At 40.3% G+C, this 18,977-nt stretch carries 18 protein-coding genes; 13 read left to right on the forward strand and 5 right to left on the reverse strand.

The window, feature by feature from the left end; translation table 11 throughout:
* Window positions 1-16 precede the first annotated feature (16 nt).
* Complete coding sequence (locus tag AC503W_RS04155; protein WP_494916164.1) at window positions 17-820, forward strand: arsenite methyltransferase; 804 nt, start codon at window positions 17-19, stop codon at window positions 818-820.
* 400 nt (window positions 821-1,220) lie between these two features.
* On the opposite strand, the gene AC503W_RS04160 is transcribed toward AC503W_RS04155, so the two are convergent.
* The 4 genes from AC503W_RS04160 to AC503W_RS04175 form a co-directional block, all read right to left on the reverse strand.
* Window positions 1,221-2,261, reverse strand: coding sequence for an AbrB family transcriptional regulator (locus tag AC503W_RS04160; RefSeq protein WP_407408463.1), 1,041 nt, complete (start codon window positions 2,259-2,261; stop codon window positions 1,221-1,223).
* 90 nt (window positions 2,262-2,351) lie between these two features.
* Complete coding sequence (locus tag AC503W_RS04165; RefSeq protein WP_494916166.1) at window positions 2,352-3,332, reverse strand: VOC family protein; 981 nt, start codon at window positions 3,330-3,332, stop codon at window positions 2,352-2,354.
* 90 nt (window positions 3,333-3,422) lie between these two features.
* Window positions 3,423-4,592 (reverse strand): acyl-CoA dehydrogenase family protein, encoded by a 1,170-nt coding sequence (locus tag AC503W_RS04170; RefSeq protein ID WP_427651194.1) that lies wholly within the window; start codon window positions 4,590-4,592, stop codon window positions 3,423-3,425.
* Between the two features lie 24 nt (window positions 4,593-4,616).
* Window positions 4,617-5,513 carry an alpha/beta fold hydrolase gene (locus AC503W_RS04175; protein WP_494916167.1) on the reverse strand — a complete coding sequence of 299 codons (897 nt, stop codon included), beginning with the start codon at window positions 5,511-5,513 and terminating at the stop codon, window positions 4,617-4,619.
* A gap of 177 nt (window positions 5,514-5,690) precedes the next feature.
* Here AC503W_RS04175 and AC503W_RS04180 point away from each other — a divergent pair, with 177 nt between their 5' ends.
* The gene (locus AC503W_RS04180) at window positions 5,691-7,496 is read left to right on the forward strand and encodes a V4R domain-containing protein (RefSeq protein ID WP_402867560.1); all 1,806 of its coding nucleotides are present in this window, start codon (window positions 5,691-5,693) and stop codon (window positions 7,494-7,496) included.
* A 142-nt stretch (window positions 7,497-7,638) separates the two neighbouring features.
* Here the strand turns inward: AC503W_RS04180 and AC503W_RS04185 are convergent, their stop codons facing one another.
* A complete protein-coding gene (locus tag AC503W_RS04185) occupies window positions 7,639-8,934 on the reverse strand; it encodes an MFS transporter (RefSeq protein ID WP_494916169.1) in 1,296 nt (431 codons plus the stop codon).
* Window positions 8,935-9,467: 533 nt separating this feature from the next.
* Here AC503W_RS04185 and AC503W_RS04190 point away from each other — a divergent pair.
* The 11 genes from AC503W_RS04190 to AC503W_RS04240 all read left to right on the forward strand — a co-directional run bounded on the left by AC503W_RS04190 (window position 9,468) and on the right by AC503W_RS04240 (window position 18,941).
* Window positions 9,468-9,941: a flavin reductase family protein gene (locus AC503W_RS04190; RefSeq protein WP_402990613.1), complete on the forward strand. Its 474-nt coding sequence runs from the start codon at window positions 9,468-9,470 to the stop codon at window positions 9,939-9,941.
* A gap of 14 nt (window positions 9,942-9,955) precedes the next feature.
* Window positions 9,956-10,750, forward strand: coding sequence for a 2-keto-4-pentenoate hydratase (locus AC503W_RS04195; protein ID WP_402955403.1), 795 nt, complete (start codon window positions 9,956-9,958; stop codon window positions 10,748-10,750).
* Window positions 10,747-11,637 carry an acetaldehyde dehydrogenase (acetylating) gene (locus AC503W_RS04200; RefSeq protein ID WP_402867564.1) on the forward strand — a complete coding sequence of 297 codons (891 nt, stop codon included), beginning with the start codon at window positions 10,747-10,749 and terminating at the stop codon, window positions 11,635-11,637. The genes AC503W_RS04195 and AC503W_RS04200 overlap by 4 nt, the downstream gene beginning before the upstream one ends.
* Window positions 11,634-12,626, forward strand: a complete 993-nt coding sequence (gene dmpG / locus AC503W_RS04205; protein ID WP_402867565.1) for a 4-hydroxy-2-oxovalerate aldolase — start codon at window positions 11,634-11,636, stop codon at window positions 12,624-12,626. Before AC503W_RS04200 ends, dmpG begins: the two co-directional genes overlap by 4 nt.
* Before the next feature lie 20 nt (window positions 12,627-12,646).
* On the forward strand, window positions 12,647-13,444 hold the full coding sequence (locus AC503W_RS04210) for an adenylyltransferase/cytidyltransferase family protein (RefSeq protein WP_402867566.1): 798 nt from the start codon (window positions 12,647-12,649) through the stop codon (window positions 13,442-13,444).
* A gap of 466 nt (window positions 13,445-13,910) precedes the next feature.
* Complete coding sequence (locus AC503W_RS04215; RefSeq protein ID WP_402867567.1) at window positions 13,911-14,513, forward strand: YdhK family protein; 603 nt, start codon at window positions 13,911-13,913, stop codon at window positions 14,511-14,513.
* 405 nt (window positions 14,514-14,918) lie between these two features.
* Complete coding sequence (locus AC503W_RS04220; protein WP_403123405.1) at window positions 14,919-16,070, forward strand: FIST signal transduction protein; 1,152 nt, start codon at window positions 14,919-14,921, stop codon at window positions 16,068-16,070.
* Between the two features lie 374 nt (window positions 16,071-16,444).
* Window positions 16,445-17,062 carry a methyl-accepting chemotaxis protein gene (locus AC503W_RS04225; RefSeq protein WP_403123804.1) on the forward strand — a complete coding sequence of 206 codons (618 nt, stop codon included), beginning with the start codon at window positions 16,445-16,447 and terminating at the stop codon, window positions 17,060-17,062.
* Between the two features lie 139 nt (window positions 17,063-17,201).
* Window positions 17,202-17,324, forward strand: coding sequence for a hypothetical protein (locus AC503W_RS04230; protein ID WP_402867568.1), 123 nt, complete (start codon window positions 17,202-17,204; stop codon window positions 17,322-17,324).
* A 166-nt stretch (window positions 17,325-17,490) separates the two neighbouring features.
* Window positions 17,491-18,210, forward strand: a complete 720-nt coding sequence (locus AC503W_RS04235; protein WP_494916173.1) for a hypothetical protein — start codon at window positions 17,491-17,493, stop codon at window positions 18,208-18,210.
* Window positions 18,207-18,941, forward strand: a complete 735-nt coding sequence (locus AC503W_RS04240; RefSeq protein ID WP_494916174.1) for a hypothetical protein — start codon at window positions 18,207-18,209, stop codon at window positions 18,939-18,941. Before AC503W_RS04235 ends, AC503W_RS04240 begins: the two co-directional genes overlap by 4 nt.
* The last annotated feature ends 36 nt before the right edge of the window (window positions 18,942-18,977 follow it).

Below are 18,977 nucleotides of genomic sequence, written 5' to 3' on the forward strand. Positions count from 1 at the left end.
GAAGGATATGGAGAGAATGAGTGAAATGAAAAAAGATGAAATTCGCGAAAGCGTACGAAGTAATTATAAAAAAATTGCCCTTAAAGTCGTGAACTCTGACAGCTGTTGTGCGCCAAGCTGCTGTACACCTGAAGAAAACCAAAATATTTCCGTCGAAGAGATTTCTAAAAAGATGGGCTATACCACAGCAGAGCTTCAAAATATCCCGAATGGCGCAAACATGGGATTAGGTTGTGGAAACCCTCAGGCGATTGCGGACTTAAAAGAGGGGGAGACCGTCCTTGACCTTGGGAGCGGGGGAGGGTTCGATGCTTTCTTGGCTTCTCCTAAAGTGGGGGAAAAAGGAAAAGTCATAGGCGTTGACATGACACCGGAAATGATTAGCAAAGCTCGGAGCAATGCCGAAAGAAATCAATTCGTAAATGTCGAATTTCGTTTAGGGGAAATCGAATATCTGCCTATTGCCGATCAATTCGTTGATGTAATTATGTCGAATTGCGTCATCAACCTATCCCCGGATAAAAGAAGAGTCTTTCAGGAAGCGTATCGTGTTCTGAAAAAGGGCGGGAGATTAGCGATTTCCGATATCGTGTTGACTGCGAATCTGCCTGAAGCATTGCAAACGGATATGAACCTCTACTCCGGATGCATCGCTGGAGCATCTTCAATTGAAGAATTGTCCGAGACGATGAAACAAGCTGGATTTAAGAACATCTCCATTATCCCTAAAGATGAATCCAAAGAATTCATCAAGGAATGGGCACCGGAACATAAGGTAGAAGACTATATTGTCTCAGCGATTATCCAGGCGGAGAAGTAGAGTGGCTGAATACTAGAAGTTAGTTATATGTAAGCAGTTAAGAAGAACATGACCAGCTGCATATAGTCTATTATTGTCGAGGAAGGAACTGATATGCAGTTCCTTGGGCATGAGTTCGGTATTGTACCGGGCTCATGCCTTTTATTTTTCCCGGTTCGTTCAAGAAATGGTTTTATCTATTTGAATCTCTAATATCCGTAACCTCATCGCATTTGTAGCAATCTAGCCCACAGACTTCCATGTAGATACTTGGTTTTTTTGAACGTGTTTCTACTATTATATGGTAATTGATTTCACCATTCATCAGATTCGAAAAACGCCCCACTGAATGAATTTCAATCATCGGAGCGTTTTATCCATAGGTATATAGATTTTTACATGAACCATGATCGGTACTTTACTACATGGCTCTTTTGATGCTAGGCAATTTCTTTTTTCCTTGCCAACGATAATACATTTTCATCAAAGGCATAATTAAAATAAAAATGAACAGGAGCCTGAACGTTTGGAACATTGAAACAAGCGAGACATCTGCATGCACTGCATTCGCTAATAACACCATTTGATCTAAGCCCCCTGGGGCGGTGCTTAGGAAACTTGTAGCGAAGGTTGTATCCAATGCAAAGGACATGAAGAAGCTTGATCCAAATGTTAGCGCAATTAGTGCGAAGGCACTGAAAATGCCCCCTACAAGTATGCGTACCGGCAGTTTGATCATATGCGGCTTGAGCATGAGTCCGATATGGGCACCGATTAGTAACTGAGCAACATCCATGATTATACCAGGTATTTGAGGCATTGCCAGTGGTGTTGTGAGTTGCAATGTAATGAATAAAAGAATGGGTGTAATGAAAAATGCGACTGGCAAATGGATGCGTTTCATTAAATGAGAGCAACCCCAAGCAAGTGCAATTAGAAGTACTAAACTGATTGTTAGCTTAGCGTCAGTTGGTGGCTTGCTCATTACTTGGCCAGCGACGATAAATGGTACGAAAACAACGACCAGTAAAAGTCGAATTACTTGAAAATAAGAAATAACGCCGATTTCTTTAACTTTTTCTTCCTCGGCAAAGACGACAATTTGTCCTAAACCGCCTGGGATGGCGCCTAATATGGCAGCTTTCACCGGAATTTTTGTCCATTTGCTCGTTAAGTAGGCGATGCCGATTGAACCGCCGATCAAAATGACGTTTAGGGTTATCATGTAAAGTAAAATGGAGCTCATCATGCCGAATAAATCGGTGTTGAATTGTACACCAATCGCGGTCCCGACCATGACGACACCTAAATCACGCATTTGGCTGGACCATCTAAGCGGTCCTTTATAAACAAATTGAGCTAACATGACGACAACAATTGGGCCAAGCATCCAGGGAATAGGGATGTGCAGCAAGCTAAAAATATAACCGCCAATGAAAGATAAGATTAACACTTTTAACATTGCCTTCAATAGAGACACCCCTTCCTATATAACATTCATCGCATAAGAACCACCAGCATCCTTCATCATGAATGGCTGGTGGTCAAGTGATTATGAATTCGCTAATTCCTTAACTTGTGCTTCACGATCTACGTCATCGCGGCGACGGTCCCCCCAGTAGGCAGATCCGTTTTTCAAGTACTCTTCATACGTCCATTTCACTGGCTCCCAGTCTGGCTCGAAGATTAAATAGCTGTTTGTAAAGATTTCAAGACGTAAGCCACTTCCTGGATCTTTTACGTAAATGTACATGGCTTGAGAAATACCGTGTTTACCAGGGCCTACGAATTGTACATCAGCTTCGCATAAAATATCCGCAGCACGTAGTAAGTCTTGGGAGTTGTCTAACCAATAAGCGATATGATGCATTTCGTTTGGTTCTTTTGAACGGGATGTAGACATGATTGCCACGTCATGAACTAAGTTTGTTACGGATAACCAGCTTGCGACTTGTACATCGTCCGGATTTACGAAATATTCACGTAGCTTGAAGCCTAATGCTTGTTGTAAGTAATTTACGATCACAGCGTTATCTTGTGAAGTTTGTAAGTTAACATGGTCGATGCGACGTGGTGATACACCTTTGGCCCAAGATTTATACGTTTGGTTTTTAAGCACCGATTTACGAGATTCATCAGCAGGTGTTTTTTCCATATCGTAATACAGTTCAAAGCGGTGACCACTTGGTAATTCGAAGCGGACTGCTTCCCCTTGGGCTACTTCTTCGCCTGCTTCTATCCAACGTACTTCTGTACCAGCATCTTCTAATAATTTAGCGAAAGTTGCTACGTCCTCAGGACGTTTTGTACGCCAGCCAATGTGATCGATGTAAGAAGTTTCACCAGCTGTAATGGATAATGTATGGTGTTCGAAATCGCCCCAAGCGCGCAAGTAATGTACACCATCTATCACTTCGGTTTCTTCTAACCCGATTGTGTCGCGGAAGAACCATAAAGATTTTTCAAGATCTGATGATACTAAAGCTACGTGTCCTAATTTTGCAATTTCCGGTGCGTAAAGAAATTTTTCCATTTATATTCACCTCATAGTCATGTTTTTTTAATAAGAGGACAAGGAAAATATGATTTCAATCTTTATCCATCATACTTTCCGATGTTGAAATTACCCTTGAATGTTTGTTTGAACGCCGAATAAATTTCTACCGTATCCTAATATGCCGTCTTCATATAAAGAAGTAATGTGTGTGGCGATTGCCATCAGGTCACGAGTGTGCATTTCTACCGGATGACCTTTTAATAATGCGTGCCCACCTAAAGTCAGTAGGGCCTTAACACCGATTTGTGTACACTTATCGATGATTTTTGCACGAATCGCTTTATATTTTGCTCCTTCGTATGGACCACCTTTATCTTCTTCCATCATCCGGATGTATTCGTTCAATAAGCTTTTTGCAGAAATCATTTCTAGCTTTAACTCCGAAAGCACGCGTTGGCTTGTGGGAGAATCCTTTTCGTTTATGCCAGAGAAGCGGACGCGGCCGGCTGTATGCTTTTCGAACTCGTCAACTACACGCTCTGCACCTCCAACAGCCATTGCGGCGAACCCTACATAGAAGCCAGGATAGAATGGTGTATTGTAATATAAATAGTCTTGATCGAAATCTTCATATGGCGGTTGGCTCTTTTCGATTATTTTGCTGAAGCGTAAAATGGCATCGGGCTTAACGAAAACATTATCAATGATCAATGTATTACTGCCTGATCCACGAAGACCAAGGGAATCCCAAGTTTTTACCACTTCCAAGTCAGAAACCTTCAATAAAATGCCGACACGTTCGGGCTTGTCATTGTCTTCGAATTTCATCATGGCGCCAACGCCAACCCAATCACAGTAATTGATACCGCTTACAAAATTGTACTTTCCGGAAACGACATAGCCATCTTCAACTGGTTCCACTTTACCGATGGGGGCAAATACGTCAGCTACAAAGCCACCTTGGTTAATGACTTCATCACGAATGTGCTTAGGATAGTAGCAAACCCAAGAGTTATGCACGGAGAAGAAGTAGGTTAACCATGAAGCTGATAAGTTATGGTAACCAACTGTGCTTACCATATCAACGAATGTATGCCAATCGAGTTGTGGATAACCAAACTCTTTCGGTAAAATCAAACGGTGAATGCCTTCCTCACGAATAATTTCCGCGATGCGTGGGGACACGGTCGAATTTCGATCAGCTTCGATTGCTTCTAACTCTGCGGCTTCACCGATGCGTTTTGCCTTTTGTATAATTTCTTCATACAGCCCTTTACTTTCAACTACTGTTACCATTTGATCAATCCTTTCAAAAATAGTTTATTGTGATGTAACGGCTTGATCTTTTTCCACTGCCAAAAAGTCAACGACAAGTTTGTTCACGATTTCCGGTTGGTCCGTTTGAGCTTGATGACCGCAGTTTTCTATATATTCAAATGATATGTTCGGTAATAATTTCTCGAGTTTATAACCTGTCTCCACTGGTGCAACGGCGTCTTGCTTACCCCAAATGAATAGGCCTGGAATTTTCAATTTTGGTAAGGTATCTTTCATGCAGTAACGATCCCAAAGCTTAGGCTCTTCGTTCATCCTCGCTAAGTAGGCATCGAACGCCTGATTGGATTCTTTAACGCCTGGGCGGGTTGCCGCTTGATGACGTAGTTGAATCAGTTCTTCAGGAATGACCGTGTCTTCGCTTGAATTACGGTACATGAATTTACGTAAGGATTCTTCTGTATAGTCATAACCAATCACTTCTAAGAATGACCGCAGCTTTCTCTCAGGTACTTCATGCATCGCTTGATAGATGGTATTACTACCGATGTAAACAATTTTATTTACTTTTTCGGGGTGGTCTATGGCATATTTAGCTGCAACGTAAGCACCTTGTGAATTGCCGACAAGTGATACTTCGTCGAGGCATAATGCTTCAATGAAATCATGTACATGATCCACTAGGCTTTGATGACCATTTACAGGCCATGCGTGAGGGCGGGCGTCGGTAAAGCCCATTGAAAGTTGGTCTACTGCATATGCTCGGAAGCCAGCTTTAGCTAATGCAGGTAACATAAAACGCCAACCTGCTGCGCCGCATGCTCCAGGTCCTGCACCGTGCAGTAAAATTACAGCTGGTCCTTCTGTTCCAGCCCAGGAATAATGTGTACGTACACCGTTTGCCAATATGTAACTATTATGAAACCCTTCAAGAATTGTCATCGCTTTGCCTCCTCATACTGATGTGCTTTTATTTTCTGTTTTGAGTATACCTGTTAATAATTTCAAACGTTATACTGATTTTTATTGAAAGAATAGTGTTAATCTTTAAAATTTATTGAAAAATCAATTTCACTTTTGTAATATGAGGAATAGATAGTCAAAGGGGATGTGATTTTAATGAGCGAAATTGCATTTGATTCCAGCGAAACGAAAAATATTTTAATGTCGGCAAATGCCTTCCATACATTAAAGAACAGCTTGTTTAACAACATTGGTTCTCATAAAACAAAAGGCTTTTTATTTCGATTTGGGAAAGAGTTCGGGATGGAATCAGCAAGAAAGATGCTTCAAAATAAAGACTCGATAGATCCAGTCGGTAAGAGACATTCACGCTTAGGTCACGTGAAGGATGTAATTTTCATGGGGGAAATTGTGCGACATCCAGATGGCACGGTTGAATGCATCGATACGTGGGGACAATGGGTAGAATCATTCGAAGCCGCGTTACACCTAAAAAATTATGGTGTAGCAAACGAATGTGTTTGTCATATGTTATGTGGGTTTGCAAGTGGTGCATTGACCTATGAGTATGGTGAATCGATTATTGCCGTTGAGTACAAGTGCGTCGCAAAAGGTGATCCGTGCTGTGAGTTTAAAGTGCGCTTGGAGAGCGATTGGCTCGAAGATGAGGAAGAGCTTATCCACCTTTATCAAAACGACAACATTTTATCTGAACTTGAAATGACTTATGATGCACTTTTACACCATAAGCAAGTGCTCGAGAAAATTTCATTGTTTAATAGTCAGCTCACACAAAAAGTAACAGATAAACATTCGATGGATGAAATTGTTCAGGTTGCGTCCGAGCTGTTGAACATATCGATTTTGATTGAGGATATCCATGGCAATGCGTTAAGCCATTTTGGTTTAACGGAAGAACAGCAACTAGCAATAAAAAAAGATAAGGTGAAATTATCGCATTTCGACGATACGCATAACGTTTCGCATTACAAAGGCGAAACATTCAGGAAGTTGACGGCACCTGTTCTTATTAACAAAAGGAATTATGCCACTTGTTCATTTTTCTACTTTGATGAAAAGGATATGGATGAAAACGACCACTTATTTTTAGAGCGGATTTCTACGGTGGTGGCCTTATGTATTTTATATGAGGAGGCGCAGTTTGAAGAGCAACAAAGGATGCGTAGCTCACTTTTGGAGCGCTTAATTCATAATCGGAAAATTAAAGATATCGAATCTTACTATAAATTTTTACCATTTAAATTTCAGCCGCCGTTCTCTACGGGTATTATCAGTGTCAAAAAGAAAAAGAAAAATAAAGAAATCATCGACATTCATGACCAGTTGACACAGCTGTCCAAGTTGGCAAAAGAGTGGGATTTGCCTTGTATTTTTGCAGTGCTTGGTGAGGAAATTGCGCTCCTCAATTCGCTAAATAGTGATAAGCAAGGCTGGAATAAGAAAATCACGAAAATTTTTCAAAAGATGGAGAAGCAAAATGCCAATTATAAATATTCGATCGGGCTTAGCGGAACATTTAGTAACTTCAAAGATTTCGAGCGTTCGCTACAAGAGGCGCGTGTTGCACAGCGCTTTCCCAACGATAAGCTGCTAACGGATTACGAAGATTTAGGAATGCTTGGGGATATCGTAAAGAACATGAGTATGGAGCATCTGCACGAAATGGCGAAGAAGACGTTAAAAGACTTATACAATTTTGATGATCCCCGTAAAAAGGAATTATTGCATACGCTTTACGTCTATTTATTAAATAGTCAGCGCTTGAAAGAAACGATGGACGAGTTGACGTTATCTATCGGCGGTATCCAATATCGTATCAAGCAAATCGAAGAGCAACTACAAATTTCACTGAAAGACGCATCGACTGCAGCGTATACCTTATTAGTCATTCAGGTACTGATCTTGTCGGATAGCTTAAGCTTCGAGGAATTTGCAAGATAAGAGCGGAGTCTATCAACCATTAGGCTCGAGATGGATGGAAAGCGTTACGTAAACGCTTTTATAAACAAAACAGACTGAAGACAAACTCATTCTTTGAGTTTGTCTTCAGTCTGTTTATATGTGATAGACCCATGGTAGACTATTAGCGCCCTGGGGCGATGTCAAGGTTTATCTGCTCTTCTTCTGTAGCACGACGAGCATCTTCTTTTTCAGTTGCGGTGATTTTCAATTTACGTGTGGCTACTAACACGATGGCCGTAACAACATATAAACTAACGATGACCAACACACCTAAGTTGAAGCCTGACCGCACGTTATCGCCTGCTTGTGTAATCAAGTACCCGGTAATCCATGGCCCGATTACTCCAGCCATACTTGAAATGGATAATGAGACACCCGTTACGCTACCTACTAGATTTTTCGGAATGATCAATGTTTTAATCGCTGTATTTAACGGTAATAAGCAAGTGTTTATGATTAAGCCCATCCCTAGGAACAAACAGGCTAGAATTGGTGAAGCGACAATCGTGGTCATCGCATAAGAAGCAGCGCCGACCAGCAATACTGTAATTAATACACGATCATAAGATTTGATAAGGCTTTTATTTTTCTTGAATAAGTAGTCTGTGAATTTACCTATACAAATTGCGAACACTGTTCCTGAAATGCCCATTGCAGCGAAGATTAAGCCCATACGCTGTGGCTCAAGACCCACGATTTGTGTTAGGTAAGTTGGTGCCCATGTAAGGACCCAAGTTGTAATCCACATGGATACGAAACCTACAACTAAAATCGATAATACATAAGGGTTGATGAATACTTTAAAGATATGTTTGAACGGTACTTCCTTGTTGGAGGCTAAACTTTTTACGTCTTCGATGAGGGGTTGCTTTGGCTCGTCTCTCATGAAGAAGAAGAGGATCGCCCATGCAAAGCTTGCTATCCCTAATAATGCGAAAGTGTGCTGCCAACCAAAATTCGTGATGCCTTTAACTAAAAGTGGTGCAGCCAAGTACGTTCCAACTGTTGTACCAGAAGTCATGATAGCTGCAGCGACGCCACGTTGTGAACTAGTGAACCATCGTGCTAAGTGCACGATGCACAGACCGAGCGTACCACCTTCGAAGAAACCTAAGACAACACGCAGTAAAATTAAGTGTGTTAAAGTTTCTACAAAATAAGCGCTTGCTAATGAAATGGTCCATCCAGTAGCAATCATCATTAATAAGTATTTTGTGTTGAAGCGATACGTTAAGGTACCTAAAACGATACTTCCGACAGCGTAAGCAGCGAAGAAACTACTTCCTACTAAACCAAACTGATCATAAGATAGATTCAGTTCAGTCATGATTGGTTCTGCGGCTAATCCTAAAACCGATTTATCCGTATAATTTAAAACAGATAGTAAGAATAGAAAAGCTAATACAACCCAACGCATGAAAATCCCCCTTGTATTACCGTATTTTCCCCATCCACAATTGTTTTTCAAAAAAGTATTGGTGGTCTGATACTTCTGTCTTTTTCTGAAAAGTAGTGATAGCGCTTTCAATTTGGCATTGGAATCATCAAACACCTCCATTATTGTAAGTAAAGGCACACATTTCACCATTATTTTCACTTTTCTCTACAAGAATAATAGTGAATGGTGGGAAAATTCGGAAATTTTTCTTCCGTGAACAGAATTCTATTTGAAAAAAAAGAGATTTACAAGCAAAAAAATAAGGATACTAATTTGTGTTTTGAAAGAGAACAAAAATGAAAAAGAAAAATTTCCGATTTACAATGTGGAATTTTTAATGGAAGGATATATGATACAGCTGATTTTTTGTAAAAATAATTCACAAAGAATTCAAATTTATTTTCATGTGCAATTTTATTGTTTTTATCTGAATTTTCAATAAAAAATACAATGATAATTTTAAATGGACTGATTTATGATTGAATTATTCAGTTACGAATGGAGGAATTAGGATGGATGATCGTTTATTTAGAGATGCAATGGGAAAGTTTGCGACAGGTGTAACCGTTCTTTTAACAGAAAACGAAGGTGAAACACATGGAATGACGGCAAATGGTTTCGTGTCAATATCATTGGATCCTAAGCTTGTCTTAATTTCCGTTGGACATAAAGCAAAATTCTTAGAGAAAGTTTCACAATCCAAAAAATACACAGTTAATATTTTAGCCGAAGACCAAGAGCATTATTCACGTCATTTCGCTGGGAGACCTGGTGATGCAGTAGAATTCGAAGCATTGGCTGAACAACCTGTATTAAAAGGGGCCATCGCCCAAATTGCATGTGAAGTCGTATCGGAACATGTAGAAGGTGACCATACATTATTCATTGGTAAAGTAATCGACTTACATCTTGAAGATAAAAATCCGTTATTGTTCTTCAGTGGTAAATATCATCAGTTGAATGCGGTAGAAACAGTCAATTCATAAAAGGAGAATGGTCTATGAATACACAAAAAATGGCGGAAGCATTGCTTGAAGCGGAACGTACGAAACAGCCCATTGCACCATTAACTGAAACTTATGAAAAGATTACCCCTGCTGATGCCTATGCCGTGCAATTGGCGCAAATTCGTCAAAAGACGGACAACGGGGCGTCTGTAAAAGGGCTGAAAATTGGGTTGACGAGTAAAGCGATGCAAGAAATGTTGAATGTCTATACACCGGATTACGGCTTCATTTTAGATACGATGGTTTACGACGAGGCTGATGGTTTAAGGACTGAGTCCTTCATTCAACCAAAGGTGGAATTTGAAATCGCATTTGTTTTCAATAAAGAGTTAAAAGGACCTGACGTGACGGTGCAGGATGTAATCGATGCCACGGCATATGTTGTGCCAGCAGTGGAAGTGATCGATAGCCGGATTGCGAATTGGGAAATAAAGTTCGAGGATACAGTGGCGGACAATGGCTCTTCGGCAGGTGCCATTTTAGGAGAAAAGCGGACCCTGCTTGAAGAGATTGAAGACATCACGAATATACCAATGACCGTGCATAAAAATGGTGAATTCTTAGATGAAGCAACGAGCGCGGCCGTGTTAGGCAACCCGCTCCAAGCGGTGGTATGGTTAGCAAATGAAGTGAGTACATATGGGATCTCCATCGAGCCTGGCATGTTTGTTTTATCAGGAGCCCTATCAAAAGCCGTGACCTTTGAAACAGGCGATAAATTCGAAGTGGACTTCGGTCAGCTCGGAAAAGTAAGCGTTAACATTTCTAAGGAAGTGGTGAAAAAATGACGAAGCTTAAAGTGGGAATCATCGGGTCAGGAAATATAGGCACCGACTTAATGTACAAAATCGAGCGCAGCCCCGTATTGGAAATGAGTGTGATGGTAGGCATCGACCCGAATTCCGATGGTTTAAAACGTGCAAAGAAGCGCGGATATGAAATAATTTCAAATGGGATTGACGGACTCATGGAACGTGTTGATTTAGTGGATATCGTTTATGACGCGACAAGTGCGTATGCACATAAGCATAATAGCGATCGATTAACGGCTGCCAATAAAAAAGTAATTGATTTAACACCAGCTGCAATCGGACCATTTACAGTTCCACCAGTAAATTTAAAAGAGCATATCGATAAACCGAATGTGAATATGGTTACGTGTGGCGGTCAGGCGACAATTCCCATCATTCATGCCATAAATCGGATTGTTTCCGTAGAGTATGCTGAAATTGTCGCAACCATTTCAAGCCTTTCTGCCGGTCCTGGTACACGCGCAAATATCGATGAATTCACAAGTACAACTTCTAAAGCGATCGAAGTGGTAGGAGGTGCGAAAAAAGGGAAAGCCATTATCATTTTGAATCCTGCGGACCCACCAGTTATTATGCGTGATACCATCCATGCTTTGGTCGAAGAAGAAGGTCATGAAGAAGCGATCACCAAGTCGATTCACGACATGGTAGCGGAAGTGCAAGCTTACGTACCAGGTTATACATTAAAAGTGTCGCCGATTTTTGAAGGTAGGAAAGTATCCGTATTTGTCGAAGTGAATGGGGCAGCAGACTATCTACCGGCTTACGCTGGTAACTTGGATATTATGACGGCAGCTGCCGTGCAAGTCGGCAATGAAATGGCACGTCATTTACAAAGAGGGAAGGAGGAGGTCATCTCATGACATTAAATATTTTAGATGTATCGTTACGTGATGGAAGTCACTCTGTCCGCCATATGTTTACAGAGGAACAAGTACGTGCTGCAGCAAAAGGTTTAAATGCGGCGGGTGTTCGCTATTTTGAAGTATCACATGGAGATGGCTTGGGTGGTTCTTCCTTACAATATGGTTTGTCAGCAACCGATGAACTGAAACTGATTGAAGTGGCTGTATCAGAATGTACGACTTCAGAAGTCGCTGTATTATTGATTCCTGGAATCGGTACAAAACATGACTTGGAAAATGCAGCGAACTTAGGGGCGAAAATGGTTCGTGTAGCAACGCACGTAACAGAAGCCGATGTAGCAGCCCAACATATTGAATTAGCACGCAAACTCGACTTGAAAACAGCTGGATTCTTAATGATGAGCCATATGGCGCCTGTTGAAAAAATCGTGGAGCAGGCAAAATTATTTGAAAGTTACGGAGCAGAGATCGTATATGTAACAGATTCGGCTGGAGCCATGTTACCAAAAGATGTAACCGAGCGAATTACAGCGCTTAAACAAACTTTACAATGTGATATCGGTTTTCATGCCCATAACAATTTATCGATGGCCATGGCTAATACAGTTGCAGCGGTGGAGGCTGGAGCCACTTATATTGATGGAAGCATGCGTGCATTAGGTGCAGGGGCCGGTAATACACAAACAGAAGTAATGGTCGCTGTTTTAGAAAAACTAGGTTTTGAAACGGGCATCGATTTATATACATTAATGGACACGGCGAATGATGTAATTGCGCCCATCATGCAACAATCACAAGAAATAACTGGCGGTAGCTTAACCTTAGGGTATGCTGGCGTGTACTCAAGCTTCTTATTGCATGCACAAAAGGCCGCAAAACAATTTGGTGTCGACGAACGGGACCTTTTAATGAAAATCGGCCAAATGAAAGCGGTTGGTGGGCAAGAAGATTTAATTTATGAAGTGGCACAAAATCTAGCAAGATAAAGAAAAAGGAGAGAATCGCAATGAAGGTAATCTATGTGAATGCGAATAATTTACAAGAGATTAAGCAAACCGCTCCCCATGTAGCGATGGCCCTTGGTTATTTTGATGGTGTGCATTTAGGGCATCAAAAAGTTATTCGAACCGCTAAAGAAAAAGCAAAAGCACAAAACTTATCTCTAGCGGTTCTCTCTTTTTTTCCGCATCCTAAAAGTGTGCTATTTTCGGATAAAGAAGTTTCCTATCTTGAGCCGCTAGAACAAAAGGTTGAGAAACTAGAAAGGCTTGAAGTGGATATTTTTTATATCGTGGAATTCACAAAGGAATTAGCTAAAGTAGAAGCGAACGATTTTTTAGATGATTATATTATTGGGTTGAATGCTAAGGAAATCATTTGCGGTTTCGATTACACATATGGGGCAAAAGCGAGTGGAACTGTTCATACCCTGGCAACTTATGCAGCAATCCAGCAAGTAGGCCTCTCAGTTGTCGAAGAGCTAAAGTGGAATGATCAAAAAATCAGTTCGACCTTGATTCGGAGGTATTTATCAGAACGAAAGCTTAGTGAATTACCGAGGCTATTGGGACGCTTTTATAAAACGAAATATTGTCAGAAAAATGGTCTACTACCTAATTATTCGTTACCGAATGTAGGTAGCTATAAAGTATTGATAGAAGATCAACATTCTATTATTGAGTGTGTTGCGACAGTGAAGTGCAAAAAATATATTCAGATTCATCATGAACTGTCGACTCTGCCGAATTTATTAACGATACAATGGGTTGATCAAGTTGATCGACTAGAAACAATACCTAGCTAGCTGAATACTCTTTGAATCATGTGGCAGAACCATTACTGAAATTGTTCTGCTTTTAGTTTTTTTGAATGCAGATCCCCTAAAAACACTTATTTCAAATCTTTCCTCATGGACGACTTTCTTCTATTATATATTAACTGCAAACGCTTCCGATTTTCCCATATGAACTTTCCCTTTCAAGAATTCAGCAGACTCTAACCATCTCGGAATAGGGGCTGGAAACTATTGAGATTGCTATAAACAAACGAATCAATTTTAGTCCGAACAATCGGGTTAAGGAATCAATATAAAGAGATAGTGTTGTTCATCATGTCATATAATCCATGTTTATGGTGATTCTAATGGGGTAAAAATATAAGAGAGACAGGATACTTACACATGTAGTAAGGGTGAGCAGAGTACATACATATATTTTAGGCTAGCATTCTGTTTCGACTTATTAAATAATCTATTAGGAGTGACTACAACTATGAAAAGCAAAAAATTAGCAATTGGTTTGGTTTCTTTGGCATCAGCTTTCGCATTATCCGCATGTAATGATGATAATGAGGAGAAAAGCACGGATCAAACACCGAAAACGGAACAAAGTACGGATACAGATACGACTAAAGAGGAAACGAATCATATGGACCATGCTAAAGATACTTCCAATGAGGCAGAGGTTCCTGATGGTTTGAAAGCTGCAGAGAATCCAAAGTATGAAGTGGGAAGTAAAGCAACGATTAAATCAGATCATATGGAAGGCATGGATGGAGCCGAAGCAACAATTGTCGGAGCCTATGATACGACAGCTTATTCCGTTACGTATACACCTACAACAGAGGATAAAAAAGTTGAAAATCATAAATGGGTGATTCATGAAGAAATCGAGGATGCTGGGGAAGTTCCGTTAGAACCAGGTACTGAAGTGACTCTTGATACCGATCATATGGAGGGTATGGAAGGCGCAAAAGGTGTCATTGAGGAAGCCGATACCACTACCGTTTATATGGTTGATTACAAACCTACCGATGGTGGGATTGAAGTGAAAAACCATCAATGGGTAACAGAAAGTGAACTATCATCTAAATAATGATGATGAGCTGTCAAAAGACCTTATCCCTTTACCGGTAAGGTCTTTTTGGCGTTGAGTTCATTTAGTCATTCATGATATTTAAAAAAACATGTCCTGCTAATGGAGGACATGTTTTTTTATTTTATCTCATTCATGATCAATATTCGCTGCTTTCTGTAGTCATTTCGAAAATTTCGCCTTGTGAAGGGGGAGGATGATTGACTGATTCTGTAGAATACCAGCGAAATTCAGCGGTTTATTTCCCTGTTTTTATAATAGTTAAGGGGATTTTGTCGATATAAGTAGAGGCGTCTTTTAGGAGAGTAGAATCTTCTTAAAAGCTCTCTAAAAGACCGAGGACTAGTAAAAGGATGATCCTTGTATTTTCAAAAGATATCAGCATATGTAGGGGGACAAACGTAAATGGTGCAAATAAAATCCGCTTATAGTAGTAAAAAAACTGCATTAGAAGCCTTTCGCGAATTGAAGAGCGGTATACATAGTGAACCAAAATTACTTCTTTTTTTTGCAAGTACCACTCAAAACTTCGAGGAATTAACGGGGCTTTTTCATGAGTCGTTCCCACACTCCGAGATATTGGGATTAACCACTGTTGGTGAAATAGGTCCCAATGGGATTACGGAACATGGGGTTTCGGCCATGAGTTTTAATGGAAGTAATTTCTCGGCAAAAGGTGTGATGATCAAAGATATCATCAAATATCCGATTTTTTATCGCGATCATTTAATTCAAGGGTTAAGTGAGGTTGGGATTGATCGAAATAGTAGGAATATCGAGACGGAAGGCATCGGCCTTGTCTTTCCCAATGGGTTAGTGGGGGCGGAGGAAAAGATGCTTTCCGTTGTGAACTCGGTATTTAAACAAGAAGGGTTTCCACTGTTTGGCGGTACGGCAGGGGATGATGAAAAGTTTCTAGAGACAATGGTTTCTTATAACGGGGAAACTTCGAATACGGCCGGTCTGGTTGCTTTCATTAAAACGGATGATGAGTTTGTCATTCTTAAGGAGAATATCTTTAAGACGACTGGCAAGGAAATGAAGATTACTAAGTCGGATACGGAAAGTCGCACGGTTTATGAAATGAATGGAAAAAGGGCAACGAGTGAATATGCCCGATTATTGGGAGTTCCTGAGAATCAGCTCTCCAAACATTTTATGTCCAATCCTTTAGGTCGTGCGGTCAACGAGGAAATCTATATAGCATCTCCTTTCCAAACACAGCCGGACGGATCCATACAGTTCTACTGCCAAATATTCCAGGACTCGGTTGTAGAGATATTGGAGCCGAAAAATCCAGTGGAAACGCTGAAAAGTACAGTGGCTGATTTCAAAGAAGAGTTTTCTCAATTGGATGGCGTACTGGGCATCAATTGCATATTACGAAAACTACAATTTAAAAGTCAAGGAATCGTCGCCACGTTAAATAAGGAATTAGAGAAACTTCCTCATTTGGGTGGGTTTTGCAGTTACGGGGAGCAATTAAATAACATGCAATTAAATCAGACCCTTATATTACTGGGGTTCGGGAAACGCAAACGAGGAGATAGAAAATGAGTATTCTAGATTTGCTTCGTAAGGACAACGTCGAGAAAGTGACGAAGAAAGAAATCATCGAGCTTGCGACCACGATGGATAAACAAGACTTCGATCAAGTTGTAAAGGGATTAGAAGACTTGGTCGGACTGTTACGGGATACCAGTAGCGACAATTCCAAGCAGGATAGCCAGTTGAATCATTTCGTCCATGATTTGAAATCTAGTATCGAAGTTCAGAATCTGGCCTTGGGAGAGACGGTTTCTAATATTCGTCATGTAGTAGGCAGTACGGAAAACATCGAGACGATTACGGATGAAGTATCTATACAAACAAAAGAAAGTATGGAAATGGTCTTGGCTGGTAGTGATAATATCGATAACTTGGTCAACCAAATGACGAATGTTAATGCGATGTTCCAACAATTCGAAGAAACCATCATGAGTTTACAAGAAGAAATCAAAGAGATTTCAAGCTTTGTCGTGGTGATTGAATCGATCGCCGATCAAACGAATCTTCTCGCCTTGAATGCTTCGATTGAGGCAGCTAGAGCCGGGGAGCACGGACGAGGTTTTGCTTTAGTGGCACAGGAAGTAAGGAAATTGGCAGATAAAAGCAAAGCCTCCCTGACGGAAATCAATCTGAAGGTAAATAGTATCGTGAAGAATGTGGACACTTTTTCAAGTAGTGTTTCAGAGAAAACGAAAGAAATTGAAGCGGTTATCCTGACCACTGAAAATACGAAAAAGTACTTTATTGATATTTCCAGCAATGAGAAGAAATTATCCGAGAAAATGAACGAAATCAAAAAGGCCACGGGTATTACCCTTCATGAAATGATCGGTTTCTCAGAGGGACTGGATGACGTGCTGAATGGTTTTATCGACAATAACGATAAAATCAAGGCACTCCATGCTCTATCACAGGAAAAGTTCATTTTTTCTACAGAAGCTTTTTCCTATATTACACAAATGAAAGACTTGGTTCATTCTTTGAAGCAGGGGAAGCTGTAGACCCTGCAACTAATTGTGAAAGATAGAGGAAAACTGCCATTCCAAGGGCAGTTTTTTTATTTTAGTTTATACAAATTATTTTGCCTCAAGGAAACATTTTGTCGGAATTGCATAGATTATAAAAAAGGAGAGGATTCATATGAATTTTACGAACCGTACCCAAAAGAAAATCATTGGATATTCCACCTTGTTCAAGAAGTTGGGAATTATCAATGATAAGGAATATAAAAATATAATGAATACTGTTCAATCGAAGGATTAAGCTGTGGATACCTATAACCGCGGTTTTCAATAAAAGGTAAGACCCCATCTTTATTACTAAGTAAGGTGGGGGAGGCTGCGGTTACAAAAGAGATGGGATATGGTAGAGTGATTATATTACATTTAATAGGTAAACATCCGTAAAGTGGTGGGAGGATGAGTTGAAAATGAAGCAGAACGTGTTTGTACATATGCCCTCTTTTATTCTATTAGTCTTCAGTTATTTACTTATTGCCCTACTATTCTTTGTTGTTTACAAAAAACAACAGAATCCGCCTAAGGTATGGAAAGGGCTCCTAGTTATGCTCATTGGGATTTTTTCTTTCAGTATTCATTTTAATTTATCAAGTGAAGTGACAAAGATACCAATATTGCCATTAGGGGTCGTCTTTTTATATTGGTTTTTGAGAAGAAAGGACAATACAGAGCGTTGGCCGCGGTACCGTCGTTATGCTTGGTTAGGGTTTTGGGTGAATTTCATCTTTTTTGCTTCTTCATTCTTAAACTCGCCGCTTGAACATTTAATGTTCCCAAAAGATCAACCCTCGACCTATATCCAGGACGTTGAAAAAGCTTCCCTGATTATCACTCACCCGGCTGGCAAGGATGTCACATTGAATAATGAAGTGTTGCAAGTACAGGTGGACAAGATGAAACAAAATCAAATCAAAAGTGAATCTTGGTATTATAAAATTAATGAAAAGAACGGGTATAAAGAACGGTTCCCTTATCTTTTGATAGGAACGGTTCCTGAAAAGGGAAGCGGACTTGAAACGGTCATTTATGTAGAAGATGATGGAAAGGGTTTCCTCATTACACCGAATAATGGAGGCCAGGTTTACTTCCGGTCTGAAGAATCTGTGTTGATCGGAGGTGCTGAAAAATGAATAAAAAAACGAAAATCATCATTTTAGTGATGGTGATTGTCCTTATAGTGGGAGTCCTTTTGATCATTCGAGCTCCAAGAGAACCTGAAGCATTTCTTACAGATAAACAGGTGATTAAACGAATCAATTCTTTTTTTCCTGAATCAGAGCCTAAAATCATTCAAGACGTTCTTTACTTAGATGAAACCCATGTTTTTGTCCCTTTCATCAATGAAAGCAAAGAATACGGGATGAGTTTCTGGGTATGGAAGGACAATAAATGGAGAGCGGCTTCCGTAGATAATGGGGGTGAGCCAAAGGCCTGGAATGGAGAAGGAGATTCATTTTTTATGTGGAATCTAAATCCAAAGGACGAAGTGTCTGAAATTAAGGCGTTTATGAAAAAAGATAGGAATTTTAGTGTATCAGGGGATGAGGCGACCTATGAACCCGGTTTAGAAGTGATGCACAGTATCACGGTTGAGGATAAATCATATGGAGTGGAAAAATATCCGGATAGCTGGCGGACTCTTATGGATCAGTATGCAGAAGTACAGAAAGAATCCAGTTTTGATGAATTCTTTGAGGATAGACAAACATTTAAAATAGGTAATAGATTCTATGACAAGGACGGCAAGGAAGTTTTTCCGACGGTGCCTACCGATGGAATCGGGTATTCAACAGGGAATGATTATGTGGATGTGCCTTATCTAATGGATTTGGTAGATGATGAATTGGAAGGCTCATATTAACAGGGGGCTGCCAAGAAATTGGTGGCCTTTGTGCGT

It is taken from the genome of Peribacillus suis (assembly GCF_059384845.1).

Bases quoted from the DNA above. Each gene is read 5' to 3' on its own strand.
- AC503W_RS04240 (WP_494916174.1), top strand. From the start codon at position 18,207: ATGAATAAAAAAACGAAAATCATCATTTTAGTGATGGTGATTGTCCTT.
- AC503W_RS04200 (WP_402867564.1), top strand. From the start codon at position 10,747: ATGACGAAGCTTAAAGTGGGAATCATCGGGTCAGGAAATATAGGCACC.
- AC503W_RS04180 (WP_402867560.1), top strand. From the start codon at position 5,691: ATGAGCGAAATTGCATTTGATTCCAGCGAAACGAAAAATATTTTAATG.
- AC503W_RS04185 (WP_494916169.1), bottom strand. From the start codon at position 8,934: ATGCGTTGGGTTGTATTAGCTTTTCTATTCTTACTATCTGTTTTAAAT.
- AC503W_RS04235 (WP_494916173.1), top strand. From the start codon at position 17,491: ATGAAGCAGAACGTGTTTGTACATATGCCCTCTTTTATTCTATTAGTC.
- AC503W_RS04225 (WP_403123804.1), top strand. From the start codon at position 16,445: ATGACGAATGTTAATGCGATGTTCCAACAATTCGAAGAAACCATCATG.
- AC503W_RS04165 (WP_494916166.1), bottom strand. From the start codon at position 3,332: ATGGAAAAATTTCTTTACGCACCGGAAATTGCAAAATTAGGACACGTA.
- AC503W_RS04155 (WP_494916164.1), top strand. From the start codon at position 17: ATGAGTGAAATGAAAAAAGATGAAATTCGCGAAAGCGTACGAAGTAAT.
- AC503W_RS04195 (WP_402955403.1), top strand. From the start codon at position 9,956: ATGAATACACAAAAAATGGCGGAAGCATTGCTTGAAGCGGAACGTACG.
- dmpG (WP_402867565.1), top strand. From the start codon at position 11,634: ATGACATTAAATATTTTAGATGTATCGTTACGTGATGGAAGTCACTCT.
- AC503W_RS04210 (WP_402867566.1), top strand. From the start codon at position 12,647: ATGAAGGTAATCTATGTGAATGCGAATAATTTACAAGAGATTAAGCAA.
- AC503W_RS04230 (WP_402867568.1), top strand. From the start codon at position 17,202: ATGAATTTTACGAACCGTACCCAAAAGAAAATCATTGGATATTCCACC.
- AC503W_RS04170 (WP_427651194.1), bottom strand. From the start codon at position 4,592: ATGGTAACAGTAGTTGAAAGTAAAGGGCTGTATGAAGAAATTATACAA.
- AC503W_RS04220 (WP_403123405.1), top strand. From the start codon at position 14,919: ATGGTGCAAATAAAATCCGCTTATAGTAGTAAAAAAACTGCATTAGAA.
- AC503W_RS04190 (WP_402990613.1), top strand. From the start codon at position 9,468: ATGGATGATCGTTTATTTAGAGATGCAATGGGAAAGTTTGCGACAGGT.
- AC503W_RS04175 (WP_494916167.1), bottom strand. From the start codon at position 5,513: ATGACAATTCTTGAAGGGTTTCATAATAGTTACATATTGGCAAACGGT.
- AC503W_RS04160 (WP_407408463.1), bottom strand. From the start codon at position 2,261: ATGTTAAAAGTGTTAATCTTATCTTTCATTGGCGGTTATATTTTTAGC.
- AC503W_RS04215 (WP_402867567.1), top strand. From the start codon at position 13,911: ATGAAAAGCAAAAAATTAGCAATTGGTTTGGTTTCTTTGGCATCAGCT.